This is a genomic window from Streptomyces cyaneus, from assembly GCF_004028635.1.
GTDB lineage: Bacteria > Actinomycetota > Actinomycetes > Streptomycetales > Streptomycetaceae > Streptomyces > Streptomyces cyaneus.
Genome location: NZ_RQJW01000011.1, coordinates 79,847 through 100,590, shown reverse-complemented (window position 1 = coordinate 100,590; position 20,744 = coordinate 79,847). Strand labels below are relative to the sequence as shown.

The 20,744-nt window shown below is 69.1% G+C and carries 20 protein-coding genes and 5 tRNA genes; 10 read left to right on the top strand and 15 right to left on the bottom strand.

The genetic code is table 11. The annotated features are described in order from the left end of the window. Positions 1-3 precede the first annotated feature (3 nt). Both cofC and EHO50_RS34290 read left to right on the top strand, forming a co-directional pair. Positions 4-642 (top strand): 2-phospho-L-lactate guanylyltransferase, encoded by a 639-nt coding sequence (gene cofC, locus EHO50_RS34295; RefSeq protein ID WP_128435144.1) that lies wholly within the window; start codon positions 4-6, stop codon positions 640-642. Positions 643-681: 39 nt separating this feature from the next. Then, the gene (locus EHO50_RS34290) at positions 682-885 is read left to right on the top strand and encodes a hypothetical protein (protein ID WP_128435143.1); all 204 of its coding nucleotides are present in this window, start codon (positions 682-684) and stop codon (positions 883-885) included. 74 nt (positions 886-959) lie between these two features. Here the strand turns inward: EHO50_RS34290 and EHO50_RS34285 are convergent, their stop codons facing one another. The 4 genes from EHO50_RS34285 to leuC form a co-directional block, all read right to left on the bottom strand. Then, positions 960-1,604, bottom strand: a complete 645-nt coding sequence (locus EHO50_RS34285; protein ID WP_128435142.1) for an HU family DNA-binding protein — start codon at positions 1,602-1,604, stop codon at positions 960-962. 137 nt (positions 1,605-1,741) lie between these two features. Continuing rightward, positions 1,742-1,972 (bottom strand): SCO5555 family protein, encoded by a 231-nt coding sequence (locus EHO50_RS34280; protein ID WP_128435141.1) that lies wholly within the window; start codon positions 1,970-1,972, stop codon positions 1,742-1,744. A 279-nt stretch (positions 1,973-2,251) separates the two neighbouring features. Beyond that, the gene (leuD, locus tag EHO50_RS34275; protein ID WP_128435140.1) at positions 2,252-2,845 is read right to left on the bottom strand and encodes a 3-isopropylmalate dehydratase small subunit; all 594 of its coding nucleotides are present in this window, start codon (positions 2,843-2,845) and stop codon (positions 2,252-2,254) included. Between the two features lie 6 nt (positions 2,846-2,851). Further along, the gene (leuC, locus tag EHO50_RS34270) at positions 2,852-4,282 is read right to left on the bottom strand and encodes a 3-isopropylmalate dehydratase large subunit (RefSeq protein ID WP_128435139.1); all 1,431 of its coding nucleotides are present in this window, start codon (positions 4,280-4,282) and stop codon (positions 2,852-2,854) included. Positions 4,283-4,481: 199 nt separating this feature from the next. Between leuC and ndgR the strand changes: the two genes are divergently transcribed. Beyond that, positions 4,482-5,198, top strand: a complete 717-nt coding sequence (gene ndgR, locus EHO50_RS34265) for an IclR family transcriptional regulator NdgR (RefSeq protein ID WP_010984119.1) — start codon at positions 4,482-4,484, stop codon at positions 5,196-5,198. A 72-nt stretch (positions 5,199-5,270) separates the two neighbouring features. Here the strand turns inward: ndgR and EHO50_RS34260 are convergent, their stop codons facing one another. Next, complete coding sequence (locus tag EHO50_RS34260) at positions 5,271-5,792, bottom strand: DUF4188 domain-containing protein (protein WP_128435327.1); 522 nt, start codon at positions 5,790-5,792, stop codon at positions 5,271-5,273. An 87-nt stretch (positions 5,793-5,879) separates the two neighbouring features. On the opposite strand from EHO50_RS34260, the gene EHO50_RS34255 reads away from it, so the two are divergent. After that, positions 5,880-6,524 (top strand): MerR family transcriptional regulator, encoded by a 645-nt coding sequence (locus EHO50_RS34255; protein ID WP_128435138.1) that lies wholly within the window; start codon positions 5,880-5,882, stop codon positions 6,522-6,524. A gap of 51 nt (positions 6,525-6,575) precedes the next feature. Here EHO50_RS34255 and EHO50_RS34250 read toward each other — a convergent pair. From EHO50_RS34250 to EHO50_RS34210, 9 genes are all read right to left on the bottom strand, one after another. Then, positions 6,576-6,651, bottom strand: a tRNA-Glu gene (locus EHO50_RS34250). Positions 6,652-6,679: 28 nt separating this feature from the next. After that, positions 6,680-6,751: transfer RNA gene (locus EHO50_RS34245), tRNA-Gln, on the bottom strand. A gap of 20 nt (positions 6,752-6,771) precedes the next feature. Then, positions 6,772-6,844 (bottom strand) — tRNA-Glu (locus tag EHO50_RS34240). A gap of 29 nt (positions 6,845-6,873) precedes the next feature. Further along, a tRNA-Glu gene (locus tag EHO50_RS34235) sits at positions 6,874-6,946 on the bottom strand. A gap of 21 nt (positions 6,947-6,967) precedes the next feature. Next, a tRNA-Gln gene (locus EHO50_RS34230) sits at positions 6,968-7,039 on the bottom strand. Between the two features lie 93 nt (positions 7,040-7,132). Continuing rightward, positions 7,133-7,876, bottom strand: coding sequence for an HAD family hydrolase (locus EHO50_RS34225; protein WP_128435137.1), 744 nt, complete (start codon positions 7,874-7,876; stop codon positions 7,133-7,135). A 36-nt stretch (positions 7,877-7,912) separates the two neighbouring features. Then, positions 7,913-10,126, bottom strand: a complete 2,214-nt coding sequence (locus EHO50_RS34220; protein ID WP_128435136.1) for a hypothetical protein — start codon at positions 10,124-10,126, stop codon at positions 7,913-7,915. A gap of 166 nt (positions 10,127-10,292) precedes the next feature. Then, the gene (gltX, locus tag EHO50_RS34215; protein WP_128435135.1) at positions 10,293-11,777 is read right to left on the bottom strand and encodes a glutamate--tRNA ligase; all 1,485 of its coding nucleotides are present in this window, start codon (positions 11,775-11,777) and stop codon (positions 10,293-10,295) included. Then, a complete protein-coding gene (locus EHO50_RS34210; RefSeq protein ID WP_128435134.1) occupies positions 11,761-12,546 on the bottom strand; it encodes a fumarylacetoacetate hydrolase family protein in 786 nt (261 codons plus the stop codon). The genes gltX and EHO50_RS34210 overlap by 17 nt, the downstream gene beginning before the upstream one ends. A 268-nt stretch (positions 12,547-12,814) precedes the next feature. Here EHO50_RS34210 and EHO50_RS34205 point away from each other — a divergent pair, with 268 nt between their 5' ends. After that, positions 12,815-13,255: a peptidase inhibitor family I36 protein gene (locus EHO50_RS34205; protein WP_128435133.1), complete on the top strand. Its 441-nt coding sequence runs from the start codon at positions 12,815-12,817 to the stop codon at positions 13,253-13,255. Positions 13,256-13,368: 113 nt separating this feature from the next. Then, positions 13,369-14,289 carry a hypothetical protein gene (locus EHO50_RS34200; RefSeq protein WP_128435132.1) on the top strand — a complete coding sequence of 307 codons (921 nt, stop codon included), beginning with the start codon at positions 13,369-13,371 and terminating at the stop codon, positions 14,287-14,289. Positions 14,290-14,353: 64 nt separating this feature from the next. Here the strand turns inward: EHO50_RS34200 and EHO50_RS34195 are convergent, their stop codons facing one another. Further along, positions 14,354-14,545 carry a hypothetical protein gene (locus EHO50_RS34195; protein ID WP_128435131.1) on the bottom strand — a complete coding sequence of 64 codons (192 nt, stop codon included), beginning with the start codon at positions 14,543-14,545 and terminating at the stop codon, positions 14,354-14,356. 605 nt (positions 14,546-15,150) lie between these two features. On the opposite strand from EHO50_RS34195, the gene EHO50_RS34190 reads away from it, so the two are divergent. The 4 genes from EHO50_RS34190 (at position 15,151) to EHO50_RS34175 (ending at position 20,367) form a co-directional block, all read left to right on the top strand. After that, positions 15,151-18,876 (top strand): sensor histidine kinase, encoded by a 3,726-nt coding sequence (locus EHO50_RS34190; RefSeq protein ID WP_128435130.1) that lies wholly within the window; start codon positions 15,151-15,153, stop codon positions 18,874-18,876. Between the two features lie 9 nt (positions 18,877-18,885). Continuing rightward, positions 18,886-19,299: a roadblock/LC7 domain-containing protein gene (locus tag EHO50_RS34185; protein WP_128435326.1), complete on the top strand. Its 414-nt coding sequence runs from the start codon at positions 18,886-18,888 to the stop codon at positions 19,297-19,299. 113 nt (positions 19,300-19,412) lie between these two features. After that, complete coding sequence (locus EHO50_RS34180) at positions 19,413-19,811, top strand: DUF742 domain-containing protein (protein ID WP_003997626.1); 399 nt, start codon at positions 19,413-19,415, stop codon at positions 19,809-19,811. Then, positions 19,792-20,367 carry a GTP-binding protein gene (locus EHO50_RS34175; protein ID WP_030051303.1) on the top strand — a complete coding sequence of 192 codons (576 nt, stop codon included), beginning with the start codon at positions 19,792-19,794 and terminating at the stop codon, positions 20,365-20,367. Before EHO50_RS34180 ends, EHO50_RS34175 begins: the two co-directional genes overlap by 20 nt. Positions 20,368-20,744: the final 377 nt, after the last annotated feature.

Here is a 20,744-nt window from a genome sequence, read left to right as displayed (position 1 = left end):
CTCGTGCAGTGGACCTTGGTGATACCCCTGAAGCCCCTGTCGCGGGCGAAGAGCAGGCTCTCGGACGCCGCGGCCGACGCACTGCGTCCGGGCCTGGCCCTCGCCTTCGCCCAGGACACCGTCGCGGCGGCGCTGGCCAGCCCGGCGGTGAAGGATGTGGCAGTCGTCACGAACGACGCCCTGGCCGGCCGCGAGCTGGGCGCACTTGGCGCCCACATCGTCCCGGACGAGCCGGACGACGGCCTCAACGCGGCGCTGGCGCACGGGGCGGCGATCGTACGCTCCTGTCGCCCCGAAAGCGCCGTAGCAGCCCTGAACGCCGATCTCCCCGCCCTGCGCCCGCTGGAATTGGCCCGAGTCCTGGACTCGGCCGCGGAATTCCCACGCGCATTTCTACCGGACGCGGCAGCAATCGGCACGACACTGTTGGCCGCAGCCCCGGGGCAGGAATTACTGCCGGCATTCGGCACGGATTCCCGGGCCCGCCATCGCGAGTCCGGGGCGATGGAACTCGACCTCGACGAGGTGGATTCCGTACGCCAGGACGTGGACACCGGCGCCGACCTGCGAGCGGCATTGACCTTGGGTGTGGGCCCACGAACGGCGACGGCAGCGGCACGCCTGCTGATCAAGGAACAGTAACCGCAACGCCGAACCACGACCCGTCGTAAGGTGGCAGCCATGCAGGCCACCGCATACACCTACGACGCCGACACCCACTCCGGCAGCGTCCTCCTTGACGACGGCACCCCCGTCCCCTTCGACGCCCCCGCCTTCGACGCCGGAGGCCTACGGCTGCTGCGCCCCGGGCAACGGGTCCGCATCGAGACGGAGGGCGAAGGCGAGTCCCTGCGCATCACGCTGGTGACGTTGCAGACCCTCTGAACCACCGAACCCGAACACGCCGCGGGCCGGACTCCACACGGAGTCCGGCCCGGCGCGTGAGTGCCCCTGCGGCTCTACCTCTTGCGAGCGGTGGCCTTCTTGGCGGTGGTCTTGCGAGCCGTCGACTTCTTGGCGGGCGCCTTCTTGGCGGTCGCCTTCTTCGCCGGGGCCTTCTTGGCCGTCGCCTTCTTCGCGGTGGTCTTCTTCGCCGCGGTGGTCTTCTTGGTGGCCGTCGTGGTCTTCTTCGCCGGCGCCTTCTTCGCGGTGGTCTTCTTGGCGGCGGCCGTGGTCTTCTTGGTCGTCGTCTTCTTCGCGGTGACCTTCTTCGCGGCCGCCTTGGTGGTCTTCTTCGCGGCGGCCTTCTTGACCGTCGCCGCGGCACCACCGGTCAGGCTGCCCTTGGGCGCCTTCTTGACGGCGACCTCGCCGCCCCGGGGGAGCTTCTTCGAGCCGCTCACCAGGTCCTTGAAGCCCTGACCCGCACGGAAACGCGGAACGGAGGTCTTCTTGACCCGAACCCGCTCGCCTGTCTGAGGGTTACGGGCGTAACGAGCAGGACGGTCGACCTTCTCGAACGAACCGAAGCCGGTGACCGAGACCCGCTCACCCGCGACGACCGCGCGGACGATCGCGTCCAGTACGTGGTCGACAGCATCGGCGGCCTGCTGGCGGCCGCCCATCTTGTCGGCAATCGCTTCTACGAGCTGCGCCTTGTTCACGTCTTCCCCTTCGGAGACATCGCCAGAACGAAAGTGTTCAAGCTTTTTCGCACGTTAGGCAGATATATACCGCAAATCAAACACGAAACGGGCTAATCACCCTTGTGCCGCAACAGACTCGACGATCTCGAAGGTGTTCAGCGTTCCTCTTCGGGGAATCGCCCCGCGTCGAGGTCCGCGATGAACGCCTCCAGACGCCTTGTCGCTTCGGCGACGTCGTGCTTGGCCGCGGCCGTAATGACCAGCAGCTTCCGGGTCAGCGCCATCCGTACGCCCTCCGGGACTTGCAGTGCGCGCACTCTTGTGTGCGCTTCCTTCAGTTGGTCCGCGACTGCCGCATAGAGCTCGAGTTGGCCGTCGTGTTCCATGCACAGATTGTGCCATCTGGGGCGAGTTGTCGCCTGCCAGGGGTGCAACTCCGGCCTCAAATGGCCTTCCGGGCACTTGCGGAAGCCACGGCTACAACACTCGCGTACCCCGGCAACACCCGTCGTAACGTGGGAAGTTGAGTGCCGCACCCACACAGCGCAGGGCCGTTCGGGTGCAGACATGGCAGTACCCCCGATCGGGGCTGATCGGGGGTACTGCGCGGGTGTTGCGGTGGCCGAAAGTCGCCTTGCGGCGAAGCCTTGGCTCGGACTTTCGGATCAGGCCTGGAGCGTGCGCGGCTTGAACGACGGCCGCTTCGCCTCGTAGGCGGCGATGTCGGCCTCGTTCTGCAGGGTGATCGAGATGTCGTCGAGGCCGTTCAGCAGCCGCCAGCGGGAGTTCTCGTCCAGCTCGAAGGAGGCGGTGATGCCCTCGGCGCGCACCTCACGAGCCTCAAGGTCCACAGTGACCTCAGCCGTGGGGTCCTTCTCGGTGAGCTCCCACAGCGCGTCCACGATCTTCTGCTCCAGAACCACCGTGAGCAGGCCGTTCTTGAGCGAGTTGCCGCGGAAGATGTCGGCGAAGCGCGAGGAGATGACGGCCTTGAAGCCGTAGTTCTGCAGCGCCCACACGGCGTGCTCACGGGAGGACCCGGTGCCGAAGTCGGGACCGGCGACCAGAACCGTGGCGCCTTCGCGCTCGGGCCGGTTGAGGATGAACGTCTCGTCCTTGCGCCAGGCCTCGAACAGCCCGTCCTCGAACCCGTCCCGAGTCACCTTCTTGAGCCAGTGAGCAGGGATGATCTGGTCGGTGTCGACGTTGGAGCGGCGCAGCGGAACGGCCCGGCCGGTGTGCGTGGTGAATGCTTCCATGACTTCTCAGACTCCAGCGGGCGTACGGGTCTCGACGTCGGACAGATCGGCCGGGGAGGCCAGGTGGCCCAGCACGGCGGTCGCGGCGGCGACCTGCGGCGACACCAGGTGGGTGCGGCCGCCCTTGCCCTGCCTGCCCTCGAAGTTGCGGTTGGAGGTGGACGCGGAGCGCTCACCGGGGGCCAGCTGGTCGGGGTTCATGCCCAGGCACATCGAGCAGCCCGCGTGCCGCCACTCGGCGCCGGCCTCCTTGAAGACGACGTCCAGACCCTCGGAGACGGCCTGCAGACCCACTCGCGCGGAGCCCGGAACGACCAGCATCCGCAGCCCGTCGGCGACTTTGCGGCCCTTCAGCAGCTCGGCGGCGGCGCGCAGGTCCTCGATGCGGCCGTTGGTGCAGGAGCCTACGAAGACGGTGTCCACCTTGATGGACCGCAGCGGCTGACCGGCCTCCAACCCCATGTATTCCAGGGCCTTTTCGGCGGCGAGGCGCTCCGAAGCGTCTTCGTACGAAGCAGGGTCGGGGACGGACGCCGAAAGCGGCGCGCCCTGGCCCGGGTTGGTGCCCCAGGTGACGAACGGGGACAGCTCGGCGGCCTCGATGACGACCTCGGCGTCGAACTCGGCGTCCTCGTCCGTCTTCAGCGTCTTCCAGTACGCGACGGCCGCGTCCCAGTCCTCGCCCTTGGGCGCGTGCGGACGGCCCTCGAGGTAGTCGAAGGTGGTCTGGTCGGGGGCGATCATGCCCGCGCGGGCGCCGGCCTCGATCGACATGTTGCAGATGGTCATCCGGGCCTCCATCGAGAGCTTCTCGATGGCGGAGCCGCGGTACTCCAGGACGTAGCCCTGGCCGCCGCCGGTACCGATCCGGGCGATGATCGCCAGGATCAGGTCCTTGGCGGTGACGCCGTCGGGCAGTTCGCCGTTGACGGTGATGGCCATGGTCTTCGGGCGGACCAGCGGCAGCGTCTGGGTGGCCAGCACGTGCTCCACCTGGGAGGTGCCGATGCCGAACGCCAGGCCGCCGAAGGCGCCGTGCGTGGAGGTGTGGGAGTCACCGCAGACGACCGTCATACCGGGCTGGGTCAGACCCAGCTGCGGGCCGACGACGTGCACGACGCCCTGCTCGACGTCGCCCAGCGGGTGCAGGCGCACACCGAACTCGGCGGCGTTCTTGCGCAGCGTCTCCAGCTGGACCCGGGAGACCGGGTCGGCGATGGGCTTGTCGATGTCGAGGGTCGGGGTGTTGTGGTCCTCGGTGGCGATGGTCAGGTCGAGCCGGCGCACCTGGCGACCGCTCTTGCGGAGGCCGTCGAAGGCCTGCGGGCTGGTCACCTCGTGCAGCAGGTGCAGATCGATGAAGAGGAGGTCGGGCTCGCCCTCGGCGCGCCGGACGACATGGTCGTCCCAGACCTTCTCCGCGAGTGTCCTACCCATCGCTTTCCCTCCGGCCGGCAAGCGTCCACCGGCCCAACTAGAGATCTTGAGGAGGCGACTGCCGCCCGCGCCCCGGTACGGACGCCCGCCGCCAGGCCCGTTCTGGTCCACGGGCCGCTCTGCCTTCGTTCTTCCAGAGTGGCGTGTTCCACGGAAAATTGAACTTGCGTTTCACAGAGTGAGACGCGAGTATCGTTTCATGGACAACAGTAGCGGCGTCGGCGTTCTGGACAAGGCAGCCCTTGTCCTGAGCGCCCTGGAGTCCGGTCCGGCCACCCTCGCGGGGCTTGTGGCGGCCACCGGACTGGCACGACCCACGGCTCACCGGCTGGCCGTGGCTCTGGAACACCACCGCATGGTGGCGCGCGACATGCAGGGCCGTTTCATTCTCGGCCCTCGCCTGGCAGAACTGGCCGCGGCCGCGGGTGAGGACCGTCTCCTCGCCACCGCCGGCCCGGTCCTCACGCACCTCCGTGACGTCACGGGCGAGAGCGCACAGCTCTACCGCCGCCAGGGCGACATGCGCATCTGCGTCGCCGCGGCGGAACGCCTGTCCGGCCTTCGGGACACGGTCCCGGTCGGCTCGACGCTCACCATGAAGGCAGGCTCCTCGGCCCAGATCCTCATGGCCTGGGAGGAGCCGGAGCGCCTGCACCGCGGCCTGCAGGGCGCCCGCTTCACGGCCACCGCGCTCTCCGGCGTACGACGCCGGGGCTGGGCCCAGTCGATCGGCGAGCGCGAGCCGGGCGTCGCGTCCGTCTCCGCGCCCGTACGCGGCCCGTCGAACCGCGTGGTGGCCGCCGTATCGGTGTCCGGCCCCATCGAGCGGCTGACCCGCCACCCGGGCCGTATGCACGCCCAGGCGGTCATCGACGCCGCGGGCCGCCTGTCGGAGGCCCTGCGTCGCACCGGCTGACGTCGGACACGTCAGTGGGGAGGGTCCGCCTCAACGCCGCGGCGAACCCTCCCCACTCCCCCGAGCCCCCGGTCACCTGGCTTCTTCGGCCGCCTTCGCCTTCGACCGGTGCGCGAACCGGTCCTTCGCGTAGCGCCCCCGCTTCTCAAGCGGCACCTGCCCGTGCGCCCCCGCGAGTCCGAACGCCGGCATGTCCACGTAGATCGACTCGTACGACCCCTCGGGCACCACGTAGGCCTCGTGCCACTGCCCCACATGCCCGCGCACCTTGCCCTCCCGCTCCCTGCGGTTGAAGAGCGCCCACGCCCGCTGGTGGAGCATGTCGGGCGAGCTCGCGAACGCGTAGAGCTTCTCCTTGGACTCCCAGTACTGGACCACGTAGTGCGTCCGCGGTGAGGCCGTGAGCATCACATGCCCGAGCAGTCCCCGCTCCGGAGCCTTCTGCAACTGGCGCAGCATCCGCAGCATGCCCAGGGCGACCGGGAACCAGTGATGCACGGCCCAGAAACGGTTGATGCGCATACCGATCAGCAGCACCACGACATCGCCTTCCGCTGCCGCGGTCGTACGGCCCAACGTCGGCTTCACGAACATGGCGACCCCCTGGCTCCCCTCGGATAGCGGCACTATCCTCCTTGGCAATGCTTGGATAGTGGCACTCCCCAAGGAAGGGCGCAAGAGATGAGACTGGCGGAACTCAGTGAGCGCAGTGGGGTGCCCACCGCGACGATCAAGTACTACCTGCGCGAAGGGCTGTTGGCGCCCGGCCGCCAGATCAACGCCCGCACCGCCGACTACGACGAGGAACATCTGCGCCGGCTGCGCCTGGTGCGCGCGATGATCCAGGTCGGGCGGGTGCCGGTGGCGACGGTCCGGGAGGTCCTCGGGCATGTCGACGACGACTCCCTGGGCCGCGCGATCCGCCTCGGCGCGGCGATGTGGGCACTGCCGCAGGTGCCGGAGCCGGACGAGGACGACGAGTACATCCAGGCCGCTCAGCGGGAGGTCGGCGCGCTCCTGGACCGGCTGGGCTGGGAGAACGCCAAGCGGCTCACGACCATCTCCCCCGCGTACCGCTCACTGGTGGTGGCGGTGGCCGCGTTCCGCCGGCTCGGCTACGACTGGGGGGCCGAACTGCTCGCGCCGTACGCCGAGTTGATGCACCGGACAGCCGTCCTCGACCTGGACAACATGGAGACGCACCCGTCGCAGGCGGAGCGGATCGAGTTCGCGATCCTGGGGGCGATCCTCAACGAGCCGGTACTGCAGGCGCTGCACCGGCTGGCCCAGGAGGAGGAGACGACGCGGCGGTACGGCTTCGAGTAGAGCGACGGCGGGCACGACGAAGGCCCTCCGCCGAAGCGAAGGGCCTTCATGTGGTACCCCCGACCGGATTCGAACCGGCGCTACCGCCTTGAGAGGGCGGCGTGCTAGGCCGCTACACAACGGGGGCGTGGAGCCTGCGTTTCCGCAGGTCCGAGCTGGTCTACCTGGACTCGAACCAAGACTAACTGAACCAGAATCAGTCGTGCTGCCAATTACACCATAGACCAATGTGGTTTAGACCAGTCAGTACCCCCGACCGGATTCGAACCGGCGCTACCGCCTTGAGAGGGCGGCGTGCTAGGCCGCTACACAACGGGGGCCCTAGCGATCCCGAGAAGATCGGAATCAGTACCCCCGACCGGATTCGAACCGGCGCTACTGCCTTGAGAGGGCAGCGTGCTAGGCCGCTACACAACGGGGGCGTTGCAGATGAGCTCTGCGAGCTGGCCTACCTGGACTCGAACCAAGACTAACTGAACCAGAATCAGTCGTGCTGCCAATTACACCATAGGCCACTGGAACGCAAGCCCCTGAGGGGGATCTTGTTCTAGTTTGCTCCCCCGGGTTTCCGGCCTCTCGGCCCGCTCCCCGGCGGCGCAGGAAGAACATTACCCGAAGGTGGACGGGGCTCCAAAACGGGTATCCGCGCCGAGGAGCGCCGGGAGTTCGGCGAGGGAGGCGATCCGGTGCGGACTGCCGCTCGCCAAGGAGGGCGCGTCGACGCCGGTGTGCGCCCCGTCACGGTCGATCCACACCGACAGCAGCCCGGCGTCCAAGGCGCCCCGCCCGTCGATCTCCGGATGATCGCCGACGTACGCCACCTGGTGCGGGGCGAGCTCCAGCGCGGCGCAGGCGGCGTGGAAGGCGCCGGCCTCCGGTTTGGAGACGCCGAGCTCGGCCGCGCACAGGACGGCCTCGAAGCGGTCGTACACGCCGAGCACGCGCAGCTTACGGTCCTGGACGTGGATGCTGGAGTTGGACAGCACCGCGTGCCGGTGGCTGGCCGCGAGGGCGTCCAGGACCGGCAGGACGTCGGGGAAGAGGGCCCAGGCGGTCTCGTAGTGCCCGATGTACCGCTCGAACCAGGCGTCGGCCTCGGCGTCGGTCAGCTCCTCGCCGAGGAACACCCGCACCCGGTCGCGGCGCTGCCCCTGGAAGGTGACCTCCCCGGCCGAGAACCGCGCCCACTGGGCGTCGGTGATCGCCCGCCAGCGCACGATGGCCTGCTCGACGCTGTCGTACCCGTCGAGCAGGCCCTCGGCCAGCAGGTGCGCGCGCATGCCCACGCGGTCCGCGGTGGTGTAGTCGAAAATGGTGTCGTCCACGTCCCACACCACGGCCCGAATGCTCATGATCCGACGGTAACTCGGACGGCGGGAGCCTGTCCGTCAGTTGACCGTGGTCGTGCCGGTCGTGGTGAGAGCGGAACCCGCGTTGTCGCGTGGCTCGGCGGTCAGCTTCCAGGTGTACGTGCCGGTGACGCGGCGGCCGTCGCCCCAGTAGCCGTCCCAGGCGGCGCGGACGGCGGCGCCCTTGGTACTGCCGGTGAGGGTGCGGACCACCGTGCCGCTGCTGTTGCTCAGGGTGAGGGTCCAGGTGGCGGGCTTGTTGAGCTGCCAGACGGGCTGCCAGGGGTTCGCCTTCGTCGGGCCGCCCGGCACCGCGTCGGTCTGGGACTCCATCTGCGCGAGCGCCGAGGCGGGGACGCCGCTGGGGACGATCGAGACCTCGCCGTAGGTGCCGTTGAGGTAGGCGATGTGGCCGCCGAAGCGGTCGACGGCCCAGCGGCCGTTGCTGCCGCCGGCGTTCTGGTCGGCGGTGGGCAGCTTGACCAGGGTGCGGGTGGCCGCCGTTCCGGTGTGGAAGTCGGTGAGCAGCAGTTCGTGGGTGGTGCGGTTCTCGCGGAGCAGGAAGCCGTCGGCGAGGCGGGCCGGGCCGTTGTCGGCCGGGACCGTGATGCTGCGGTTGGCCGCTCGGTCGTAGATGCCCGCGTTGCCGCCGCAGGACCAGTACAGCCAGGTGTTCACGGCCTGGATGTCGGTGGGGGCGCAGGGGGCGCCCGTGGCGACGGTGGCGAGCGTCTGGCCGGTCTTGAGGTGCTTTCCGACGACGGAGCCCTGGGTGCTGCCGGGGGTCCACATCACCTGGCCCCAGACGGCGGCGGCGGTGCGGGGCCTGCTGAGGGTGGTCTCGCCGTCGGTCGTACCGCTCGGGAAGTCGACGACCTTCTGGGTACCGGAGCCGCCGTTGTAGAGCACGTATCGGCCGGTGCCGCCGGGGATGCGGCCGCCGGCATCGTCCATGGGCTCGGTGCGGGTGCCGGTGGCGTCCAGGCCGACGTTGGCGACGAATTCCCGGCCTTCGGCGTTGGTCCAGAGGTAGGCGACGCGGCCGTCGCCCAGGGCCTCCAGCTGGGGGCAGGCGGCGTCGCCGGTGAGGCAGGTGACCTCGCTCAGTGCTGGACTGCGAGGGGTCTGCTGACCGGTGGGCCTGCCCGTCGCGTCCAGCTGAAAGCTGTTGAAGCGGGGGTAGCCGCCGCCGGTCGTCCTGCCGAACAGGAACAACTCGCCGCCGGCGAGGGCCAGTCCGTCGACACCGGTCGGGGACGGCTGGATCCGGGCCACCTTCTCGGTGGCGGCTCCGCCGTCCTCGGTGGGCGTGATCCGGTGGACGTTCCAGTCGAGGCTGGAGGGGCCGGCGGTGGCGAGTGCGCCGCCGTCCAGGGTCGGGCCGATGCCGCCGAAGGACGGGGTGAGCACGGTGCTCACGGCCCCGGTCACGAGGGAGCGGGCGTTGAGTGCGGGCTGGGTGCCGGCCGGGAGGAAGTCCGGCTTTCCGGCGAGGACTTGGTCACCCACGACGGCTTCGAGCCGACCGGGCAGTCCGGTGACCGCGGTGGGCTGGGTGCCGGACTCGGCGTCGACGCGGATCGCCTTCCAGTCGGCGACCAGCCAGCGGTCGTTGAAGACGACATCCGAGTCTGCGCGCAGGCCGGTGACGTACGTACGGAAGGCACCGTCCGCGAGGTCGACGAGGCCGACGGACGTCGTGCCGTCCAGCGCGTGGACCACGGCGAGACTGCGGACCGAGCCGCCGGTGACGTAGGCGGTGATCTGGGCGCCCGTCGGGAGCCCGGTGACCGGAACGTCCGTGGTGGTCCCGTCGGCGGCGGCGCGCAGGACGTGCAGGGCTCCGCCCGTGTCCTGAGTCAGCACGCTCCAGCCGACTGCGGCCTTGTAGGCCTGGCCGGACGGGATCGTGACGGTGGCGGTCGCGCCTGTGGAGCGGTGCTTCTGTGTGACCGTGGAGCCGCTGCGGGTGGTGACGACGTCGGTGCCGGTGGCGAGGTCGTCGGGGCCCGCGTGCGCGGGCGGTACGACGTCCGGGTACTCCACCCAGGTGGTGGAGCCGCCGACGGTCGGCCGGTACTGGAAACCGGACGCGCCGGCCCACAGGTACGTGATCTCGATCCGCTTCTCCGAGCTGAGCCGGACCGTCCCCACGGGCGCGTCCGCGGCCTGCGCAGGTGTGATCGGCAGGGCACACGTCAGGGCCACCGCCCCGCTGAGCGCCACCTTGGCAAGTCTTCGTGAACGAGTCACGTTCCCCTCCCCGTGCAACAAGGTGCACATGCGCATCATGTGCACGGGGAGCATCCAACGGCCCGTCGGCAAGCGGTTGTTGGCCGGAAGGGTGAACTCCCGGTGACGGCTGGGCGGACATGCGAAGGGCGGCGCCCGAACCGGACGCCGCCCCACCGTGAACGTGCTACGCGGCCAGCTTCGCCAGCGCCGCGTCGATCCGGGCCAGGGTCTTCTCCTTGCCCAGGACCTCGAGGGACTCGAAGAGGGGCAGACCGACCGTGCGGCCGGTGACGGCCACGCGGACGGGGGCCTGGGCCTTGCCGAGCTTGAGGCCGTGGGCCTCGCCGGCGGCCAGGACGGCCTCCTTCAGCGACTCCGGGGAGGTCCAGTCGGCCGTGTCCAGTTTCTCGCGGGCCGTGCGCAGGAGGGCGTCCGAGCCCTCCTTCATGGCCTTGGTCCAGCTCGCCTCGTCCTGCACCGGCTCCGGCAGGAACAGGAAGTCGACGTTGTCCGTGATCTCCGACAGCACCTTCAGACGGGTCTGGGCGTGCGGGGCGATCGCCTGCCACTTCACCTCGTCGAAGGCCTCCGGGGCCCAGGGGGCGAACGGGGCCTGGAGCCACGGGCGGCAGCGCTCGGTGAAGTCCTTCACATCCAGCAGACGGATGTGGTCGCCGTTGATCGACTCGCACTTCTTCAGGTCGAAGCGGGCCGGGTTGGGCTGCACGTCGGCGATGTCGAAGGCCGCGACCATCTCGTCCGTCGTGAAGATGTCCTGGTCGGCGGAGAGCGACCAGCCGAGCAGGGAGAGGTAGTTGAGGAGGCCCTCGGGGAGGAAGCCGCGCTCGCGGTAGAGGTTGAGCGAGGACTGCGGGTCGCGCTTGGAGAGCTTCTTGTTGCCCTCGCCCATCACGTACGGCAGGTGACCGAACTCAGGGATGCCCTTGGCGATGCCCAGCTCCAACAGCGCCTTGTACAGGGCGATCTGACGAGGCGTCGAGGAGAGCAGGTCCTCGCCGCGCAGGACGTGGGTGATCTCCATCAGGGCGTCGTCGACCGGGTTGACGAGCGTGTACAGCGGGGCGCCGTTCGCGCGGACGATGCCGTAGTCCGGGACGTTCTCCGGGGTGAAGGTCAGCTCGCCGCGGACCAGGTCCGTGAAGGTGATCGTCTCGTCGGGCATGCGGAAGCGGACGATCGGGGTGCGGCCCTGGGCCTTGTACTCCTCGACCTGCGCGTCGGTCAGCTCGCGGCAGTGGCCGTCGTAGCCGGAGGGCTTGCCTGCCGCGCGGGCGGCCTCGCGGCGGGTGTCCAGCTCCTCCTGGGAGCAGTAGCAGTGGTACGCGTAACCGCCGCCCAGGAGCTTGGCCGCGACCTCCTTGTAGAGGTCCATGCGCTGCGACTGGCGGTACGGCGCGTGCGGGCCACCGACCTCGGGGCCCTCGTCCCAGTCGAAGCCGAGCCAGCGCATCGAGTCGAGCAGCTGGTTGTACGACTCCTCGGAGTCGCGGGCCGCGTCGGTGTCCTCGATGCGGAAGACGAGCGTGCCCTGGTGGTGCCGGGCGAACGCCCAGTTGAACAGGGCGGTGCGGACCAGGCCCACGTGGGGGTTACCGGTGGGCGAGGGGCAGAAACGTACGCGGACGGGTGCGCTAGCCACGCTTGACAACCTTGTTGGTGAGAGTGCCGATGCCTTCGATGGTGACGGCGACCTCGTCGCCGACGGAGAGGGGCCCGACGCCTGCCGGGGTACCCGTGAGGATCACGTCGCCGGGGAGCAGCGTCATGGCCTCGGAGATGTTGACGATCAGATCCTCGATCGAGTGGATCATCTCGCTGGTGCGGCCGAGCTGGCGTTGTTCGCCGTTGACGGTGAGCTGGATGGTCAGGTCGGACGCCTTGGCGAGGTCCAGGTCCGTCTCCACCCAGGGGCCCAGCGGGCAGGAGGTGTCGAAGCCCTTGGCCCGCGCCCACTGCTTCTCGCGCTTTTGGACGTCACGGGCGGTGATGTCGTTGGCGCAGGTGAAGCCGAAGATCACGTCCTTGACGCGCTCGCGCGGGACCTCGCGGCACATGCGGCCGATGACGACGGCCAGCTCGGCCTCGTGGTGGAGGTCCTCGGTGAAGGACGGGTACTGGATGTCGTCGCCGGGGCCGATCACCGCGGTGGACGGCTTGAAGAAGGCGAACGGGGCGTCGGGCACTTCGTTGCCGAGCTCGCGCGCGTGCTCGGCGTAGTTGCGGCCGAAGGCCACGACCTTGTTGGGGAGCACCGGGGGCAGCAGCCTGACCTTGCTCAGCGGCACCTTCGTGCCGCTGAGCTCGAAGTCCGCGAACGGGATGCCCTTGATGATGTCGAGGACGAGCTCGTCCGGCTTGTCGCCCTCGACCGCGCCGAAGGCGACGTTCCCGTCGATGGAGAATCTGGCGATGCGCACGGGATCCTTGCGCCCCTCACTGAGATCTGGTGTGCGTGTCGGCGGGCCGGCCGGCCCGCGATCCGACGCTGGACGCTCCAGGCTAACCGGTCGGGCGGCTTGATCATCGGTCGGCCGGGCGGGAGTCCAACCGAAGCCATCGCCTCCGCTTTTGCGTGGCCAGAAAACGCTTGTCGTGATCCGGTCATCCACATAGGCTCTTCACGAAATCGACCGCCGATCATCGGATTGACCACCGATCGGCAAGTTCAAAAACGAGGGGGATTTCATGAAGGCATCACGCAAGGCCCTGTCCATGGCAGTCGCCATTCCCGCCGCGGCGGTAGCGGTGCTGGGTATGGCCCCGATGGCGCACGCCGAGGCGAGAGCGACCTGCCCGGACTGGGAGAAGGACTGCGCCGTCTTCTACTACAACAGCAACAAGGAGGGGTCGCGCACCGCTTTTACGCATGACGGTGTGGCCAACCTCGCCGGTTACACGTTCCTGTCGTCCGGTGCCGGTAAGGGCCTGGCCGTGAAGAACAACGCGGCCTCGTTCTGGAACGCGAGCGTCGACAGCATCGCCACGGTGTTCTACCGCAGCAACTACGACGGCGCCTGCGACACGTTCGCGCCGCTCGCGGACACCGACCGGCTCGCCAAGACGTACAACGAGAACGCCTCGTTCGACTTCGACCGGCGCGGCGACAACTGCTACAAGTGGGACTAGTACGCCACTTGTAGAAAACGGCACATGGCCCCGTACAGGACCATCCGGCCCGTACGGGGCTCCGCCGTATCCGGAAGTCCCGAGTCATGCTTTTCCGAGAGACGTTTGGACTCATGAGACGTTTGGCGATCCCCGTCCTCTCCCTGTCGCTGCTGGTCGGCTGCGCCTCCCAGGAGGCGTCGGACCCGAGTTCCGCCAAGACCTCCGCCGCTGCCCCCGAACCCCGCCCGGACACCTCGTCACCTGCGGCGTCGCCCGGGAAGTACGACTACACGTTCCGGCTGCCCATCGCCGTGTACAGCTACACCGACGCCGAGTACGAGGTGATCCGCTCGGCGGAACAGGTACTGGCCCGTGACTGTATGAAGGGCTTCGGTCTGGCCTACGAGTTGCCGAAGAGTCCCGCTCCCGTGGACGCGCAGGACCGCCGATACGGGATAACGGACATGGACGGCGCGCAACGCTACGGGTACCGGATGCCGCCCCTGCCGGACGCACCGAAAGCGAAACTCACGCAGGACCAGATCCAGGTCCTCTACGGAAAGCGGTCCCTCGAGAACGGCGCGGACGACCGGGCCAAGCTGGAGTACCGGGGGAAGGAAGTACCGGAACACGGCTGCCTGGGGAAAGCGGTCCTCGACTTCCGCAAGCCGTACGAATACCGGGAGGGGTCCGCGGCGGCGAGCCGTATCTCGGGAGACAGCTACGAGGCCTCCCTTTCGGACCCGAAGGTGCAGGCCGGCTTCGGGAAGTGGTCCTCCTGCATGAAGCAGAAGGGGTACGACTACCCCTCTCCGATGGACGCCATCGAGTCGCCGTCCTTCTCCAAGGGAAAGGTCTCGGCCAAGGAAAAGGAAACAGCGGTGGCCGACGTCGCGTGCAAGCAGAGCACCGGCCTGCTGGAAACGTGGTTCAAGGCCGAGGCAGCGATCCAGAAGGACATGATCAAGAAAGATGTGACGCTGCTGCGCAAGCTCGACGAGCTGCACGAGAAAAAGCTGAGCGCGGCCAGAAAAATACTCGCCGACGCATAAGCCCGCACATAAGCCCGCGCATAAGAGAGAGGCTCCCTGGCGGACGACCGGGGAGCCTCACCGACTACTCCGCGACGGCCGACGCGCCGACGGGGGCCTCCATCAGGATCGTGCGCCGGGGGTTGGCGGTCTGCGCCGGGAGGTCGAGGGAGTGCTCCGGACGCTCCAGGGTCTGCAGCTCCCCGGCGTCGTCGAGGTGCGCCAGCGTCGTGCGCCGCGGGTTGGCTATCGTGCGGATCATCGTCGTCGTCTTCACGGTTTTACTGAGCCCTGTCATGACGGGGCGCCGGGGCCGGCCTCGAAGGGCCTGCGTCCGGACGCGGGTTGGCAGAAACATCCCTCTTGTAAAGCGCCAGGCTAAACACGCGGTTCCCCGGGGAAGACGTGTAGACCCCTTCTTCCGCGTGTGAGTTTCCTCACGAGCCTGGGGACAAAACGGTCAATTGAGACCGGTAATCCACCCCAACGAAACGGACATTCGCCCCCTGAAGCCATCATTCCGCTCCTGATCATGGCGACTGGGACACCCCCCGCACCCGAACGGCTCGCGGGCATACGTCCGTTATGGGCGGGATCGCTTTCTACGGGAGGTAATCTCGTACTCACGTGGTGTCACGTATGTCACGGCTCGACCTACGGGCCTTGTTGGAGATCCTGCACTGTGCTGGAATTCCACGGACCGCCGCAGGATCGAGCCGGCGCACAGGGGGCGCATCGAGCGCCGAGTGGCGGCGAGAAGGGGGAGCCAGCGCCGGTCACCCACGACCATCAGGGAGCGTATTCAGGGCGCTCCCGAAAGACGCCGACACCGTGTCCGTCCGCTCACGCGGAGGGGCGCCTGGTCCAGAGGTTGCGACGCTAGTGCAGGGACGTTTCAAGAGGGATGGCAGCGCTTCGGCGGAGCCGGAGCACGGCGGGACCGACCGAGGTCCCTCCCCCCAGCACGCCCAGAACCCGGGCCCGGCCCCGTCCGTCGAGGGCGGTGAGCGCTCCGGGCGCCCCGCCGTGTCGGCGTCCCCGGGGGCGGCGACCCCGCCCGCTCCGTCGGCGAAGGCGGCCCCGAAGAGTTCCGGTGGCCCCGGCGCGCGAATAGCCCTGCGCAACTGGCGCATCTCCACGCGTCTGGTGGCGCTGCTGACGCTCCCGGTGGTCGCGGCCACCTCGCTGGGCGCGCTGCGCATCAGCGACAACATGGACGACATCCAGCAGCTCGACAACATGAAGCTGCTGACGGACATGACCAAGCGGGCCACCGAGCTGGCCAACGCGCTCCAGGACGAGCGCGACCAGTCCGCCGGTCCGCTCGCGCACGGCGCGAAGGCGACGGACTACACGGTCAAGGGCGTCCGGGACAAGACGGACCGGGCCATGGACAGCTTCGTCGAGGCTTCCGAGGAGATCGACAACAACAGCAAGGACGGCAACCTCAAGGGTGTCCGCGACAACCTCGTCCAGCTCGTCGGTGACCTGAGCAACATCGCGAAGATCCGCAACAGCGCCTACGAGGCCAAGAAGAACTCCACCCAGACGGTGGAGGCCTACCACCGTCTGATCACCAACCTGCTCGGCCTCTCGCAGGACATGGCGGAAGCCACCAGCAACCCGGAGATGATCCAGAGCACGCGCGCCCTGTCGGCCTTCTCCACCGCCAAGGAGTACGCGTCCATCCAGCGCGCCGTTCTCGCGGCCGCGCTGCCGGCGAACAACAACTCCGTCGGTGACCTCTCCGAGAACGACCGGCTGTACGCCGAGTCGGCGCTGACGAGCCAGCGGTCCGAGCTGAAGAGCTTCCGGAGCATCTACGGCACGCAGTCGTCCGCCGACCTGCTCAAGTCCATCGAAGAGGGCAACCCGACGATCACGGCGAGCGACAAGTACGCCAACCGTGCGCTCGGCAACCCGAACGCCCTCAACGACCTGGAGAAGCGGTCGTACCGGGACTGGGTGGACGACAGCACCACCAAGATCCAGCAGATGCGCGCCATCGAGACGACGCTGCTGGAGGACATGGAGCAGAAGGCCCGCGAGCTGCGCAACGAGTCGGAGCGCGAGGCGATCATCTCCGGTGCGCTGATCCTGCTCGTGCTCGGTGTCTCGCTGGTCGGCGCCTTCGTGGTGGCCCGCTCCATGATCCGCTCGCTGCGCCGCCTGGAGGAGACCGCCACCAAGGTCGCCCAGGACCGGCTGCCCGAGCTGGTCAAGCAGCTGTCCGAGTCCGACCCGCAGGACGTCGACACCTCCGTCGAGTCGGTCGGTGTGCACTCCCGGGACGAGATCGGCCAGGTGGCCGCGGCCTTCGACGACGTGCACCGCGAGGCGGTCCGCCTCGCCGCCGAGCAGGCCCTGCTGCGGGGCAACGTCAACGCGATGTTCACCAACCTCTCGCGCCGCTCCCAGGGTCTGATCCAGCGCCAGCTGTCGCTGATCTCCGAACTGGAGTCCCGCGAGGCCGACCCGGACCAGCTGTCCTCGCTGTTCAAGCTCGACCACCTCGCGACGCGTATGCGCCGTAACGGTGAGAACCTCCTCGTCCTCGCGGGTGAAGAGCCCGGCCGTCGCTGGACCCGCCCGGTCCCGCTGGTCGACGTGCTCCGTGCCGCCGCCTCCGAGGTGGAGCAGTACGAGCGCATCGAGCTGGCCTCCGTGCCGACCACCGAAGTGGCCGGCCGTGTGGTCAACGACCTCGTGCACCTGCTCGCCGAGCTGCTGGAGAACGCGACCTCGTTCTCCTCCCCGCAGACCAAGGTCAAGGTCACCGGTCACGCGCTGCCCGACGGCCGGGTGCTGATCGAGATCCACGACACCGGCATCGGCCTCTCCCCCGAGGACCTCGCCGCGATCAACGAGCGGCTTGCCTCGCCGCCCACCGTGGACGTCTCCGTGTCCCGCCGCATGGGTCTGTTCGTGGTCGGTCGTCTGTCGCAGCGGCACGGCATCCGTATCCAGCTGCGCCCGTCCGACTCCGGTGGCACGACCGCGCTGGTCATGCTTCCCGTCGATGTCGCCCAGGGCGGCAAGAAGCCCGCTCCGGGCAAGCCCGGTCCGAACGGCCCCGGTGTCTCCGGTGGCCCGGCCGCAGCGCAGGCCGCCGCCGGTGCGGCTGCCGCCCGTCGCCAGGCCCAGGCCGGCAACGGCTCCCTCGGCGCGGGTGCGCCGGGTAGCGGTGCGCTCGGTGCCGGTGCGTCCGGCGGTGGCCGGCTCGGCGCCGGCCAGGGACCGCGGGCCGCGCTGCCCGGACGTGACGGTGGTGGACTTCCCGGTGGACCGGGCGCACCGCGTGGACCGCAGGGTCCGGGCGCGCCGTCGCAGGGTCGGCCGCAGACCGGTGCGGGCGCCGGGTTCGGTGGCCAGGCTCCGGGTGCTCCGCAGGGGCTGCAGGCCGCGGGCACGGGGCAGGACCCCTTCGGCGGCTCCCGTGGCGCCTCCGCCGGCCTCGACCAGTCGCGGCCGGGTGGATCCCCGTCCCCGCAGTCGCCGCCTGCCGGCAGCGACAAGGGCCGCCGTGGCCGTCAGCCGCAGCTGCCGCCGCGCGGTGGTCCGCGTGCCGAGCTGCCGGGCGGCAACCAGCCCTCGCGCCCCAGCTGGAGCGACGAGAACGCGCAGCCGCCGGTGCCGCGCGCCTCGCTCGACACCCCGCGCGGACACGACGAGGACCCCGCACAGACCTCCCGGATGCCGCGGATCGACGACCTCCAGGGCCCCGGCTCGACCACGGAGATCCCGGCGATCGGGCGCCCCGACGGCCGTCAGGGCCCGGGCTCGAACGCCGGCCCGGCGGACTTCGCCCGCCCGGACTTCGACGCCCCCGCCCCGGGTGCGTACGACCCGCAGAACACCGGTCAGTTCGTCCGCTCGGACGTCTTCGGCGCCCCGAACGGGCAGAACAACTCGTCGCAGACGGGCCAGTTCGCCTCGCCGCAGGCGTACGACGGCAGCTCGACGGGCCAGCACGCCCTGCCCGGCCGCCAGAACCCCGACTCCACCGGGCAGTACGAGCGGCCCCAGGTCAACGGCACGTACGGCGGCGGTTCCGACTTCGGTGCCCCGCAGCCCCCGGTCCCGCCGCGTCCGCAGCAGCGGCCCGTCCGCCAGGAGCCCGAGGCGTTGCCGCCGGCGGGTCCCGGTGACGGCCGTACCCCGCTGTACGACACGCTGGAGACCAACTGGTTCCACGGCGGCCCGCAGGGCCGTCAGCCCGGCGCGGGCGGCTCGGCTCCGGCCTCCGCCCCGCAGCAGCCGCAGGCCCCTGCGGCTCCCGCGCAGCCGCCCTCCGCTCCCCAGCGGACCTCATCGACCGCCTGGCGCAGCTCGCCGAACGACGACCTCGTTCGGCAGGCGGAACGCGTCCGGCAACCGGCCGCGGGCGGGGTCACCACCTCCGGCCTGCCGCGCCGGGTACCTCGGGCGAACCTCGTCCCGGGTACGGCTCAGCAGCAACAGCACCAATCCGGTCCGGCTGTCTCGCGTGCGCCTGACGACGTACGCGGCCGTCTGACCAATCTCCGTCGGGGTATCGCGCAAGGTCGCCAGGTCGGTAACGGCCAGACCGGTAGCTTCCCGAACCCCACTCACCAGCAGGAGCGTTAGTTGAGCCAGATGAGCCAAGCGGCACAGAACCTCAACTGGTTGATCACCAACTTCGTGGACAACACCCCGGGTGTGTCCCACACCGTCGTCGTGTCCGCCGACGGTCTCCTGCTGGCGATGTCCGAGGGTTTCCCGCGCGACCGTGCCGACCAGCTGGCGGCCGTCGCATCGGGTCTGACCTCGCTGACGGCAGGGGCCTCCCGGATCTTCGAGGGCGGCCCCGTGGCACAGACCGTCGTCGAGATGGAGCGGGGATTCCTCTTCCTCATGTCCGTCTCGGAAGGTTCGTCCATCGCCGTCCTGGCCCACCCCGAGTGCGACATCGGCCTCGTCGGCTACGAGATGGCGCTGCTGGTCGACCGCGCGGGCGCGGTGCTCACGCCCGACCTGCGCGCCGAGCTCCAAGGCAGTCTGCTCCACTGATCACCCCCGGATCCACCCGTCTCACCAAATCACCGTCCGGCCGCCACAATCCCCCCATCGGCCTTCACCAGACGGCTTGACTGACCGACTTGCTGTCCCCGCCCGGAGGATTCATGACCCCGCCCACCGCCTCTCATGATCCGTACGCGGAGCCGTACGAGGATGAGGGCGACCAGCCGCTGGTACGGCCGTACGCGATGACCGGCGGCCGGACCCGGCCGCGCTACCAGCTGGCCATCGAGGCCCTGATCAGCACCACGGCCGACCCGGCAGCACTCATGGGGCTCCTCCCGGAGCACCAGCGCATCTGCCACCTGTGCCGTGAGGTGAAGTCGGTCGCCGAGGTCTCCGCGCTGCTGTCCATGCCGCTGGGCGTGGCCAGGATCCTGGTCGCGGACCTCGCCGAGGCCGGCCTGGTCGCCATCCACCAGCCGGGCGGCGACGAGAACAACGGCGGCGCACCTGACGTGACGCTGCTCGAAAGGGTGCTCAGTGGACTTCGCAAGCTCTGAACCGGGCCGGGCGACCACCTCTGCCAAGATCGTGGTGGCGGGTGGCTTCGGCGTGGGCAAGACCACGTTCGTGGGCGCCGTCTCGGAGATCAACCCGCTGCGCACCGAGGCCGTCATGACCTCCGCGAGCGCGGGCATCGACGACCTCACGCACACCGGGGACAAGACCACCACCACGGTGGCCATGGACTTCGGCCGCATCACCCTGGACCAGGACCTGATCCTCTACCTGTTCGGTACGCCCGGCCAGGACCGCTTCTGGTTCATGTGGGACGACCTGGTGCGCGGTGCCATCGGTGCCGTCGTCCTGGTCGACACCCGCCGTCTCGCCGACTGCTTCCCCGCGGTCGACTACTTCGAGAACAGCGGGCTCCCCTTCGTCATCGCCCTCAACGGCTTCGACGGACACCAGCCCTACACACCGGACGAGGTGCGCGAGGCGCTGCAGATCGGCCCGGACGCGCCGATCATCACCACCGACGCGCGGCACCGGGCCGATGCCAAGAGTGCGCTGATCACGCTGGTGGAGCACGCGCTGATGGCCCGGCTGAGGTAGATCAAGTCGGAAGCGCCATACGGCAGTTGTCGTAGATGTGCCGGAGCCGACTGTGGCCTTTGACACGGTCGGCTCCCTTGTTCATAACGTTTCGGCAGAGGAATCGGGTGGTATGGCCACTCGTCGCGGTCAAGCGGTGTCGCTGCGCGCACGAACGCCCCGTCTTTTGACGGGGCTCGCTCTTTATGACCGTTTTATCTAGGGCTTACATCACTCGGAATCCACCTCTTCCACTGTTTGGAAGAGCACAGGCCGACGTGCTGGAATGCGAGAACTGCCCAATAGTCAAAGACGTACTCAGCAGTACTGCGTACTCCATGGCGAACTGGGCTCTGAGACACAGCGGCACATACGTAGGTGCCGACCCCGCCGGAAGG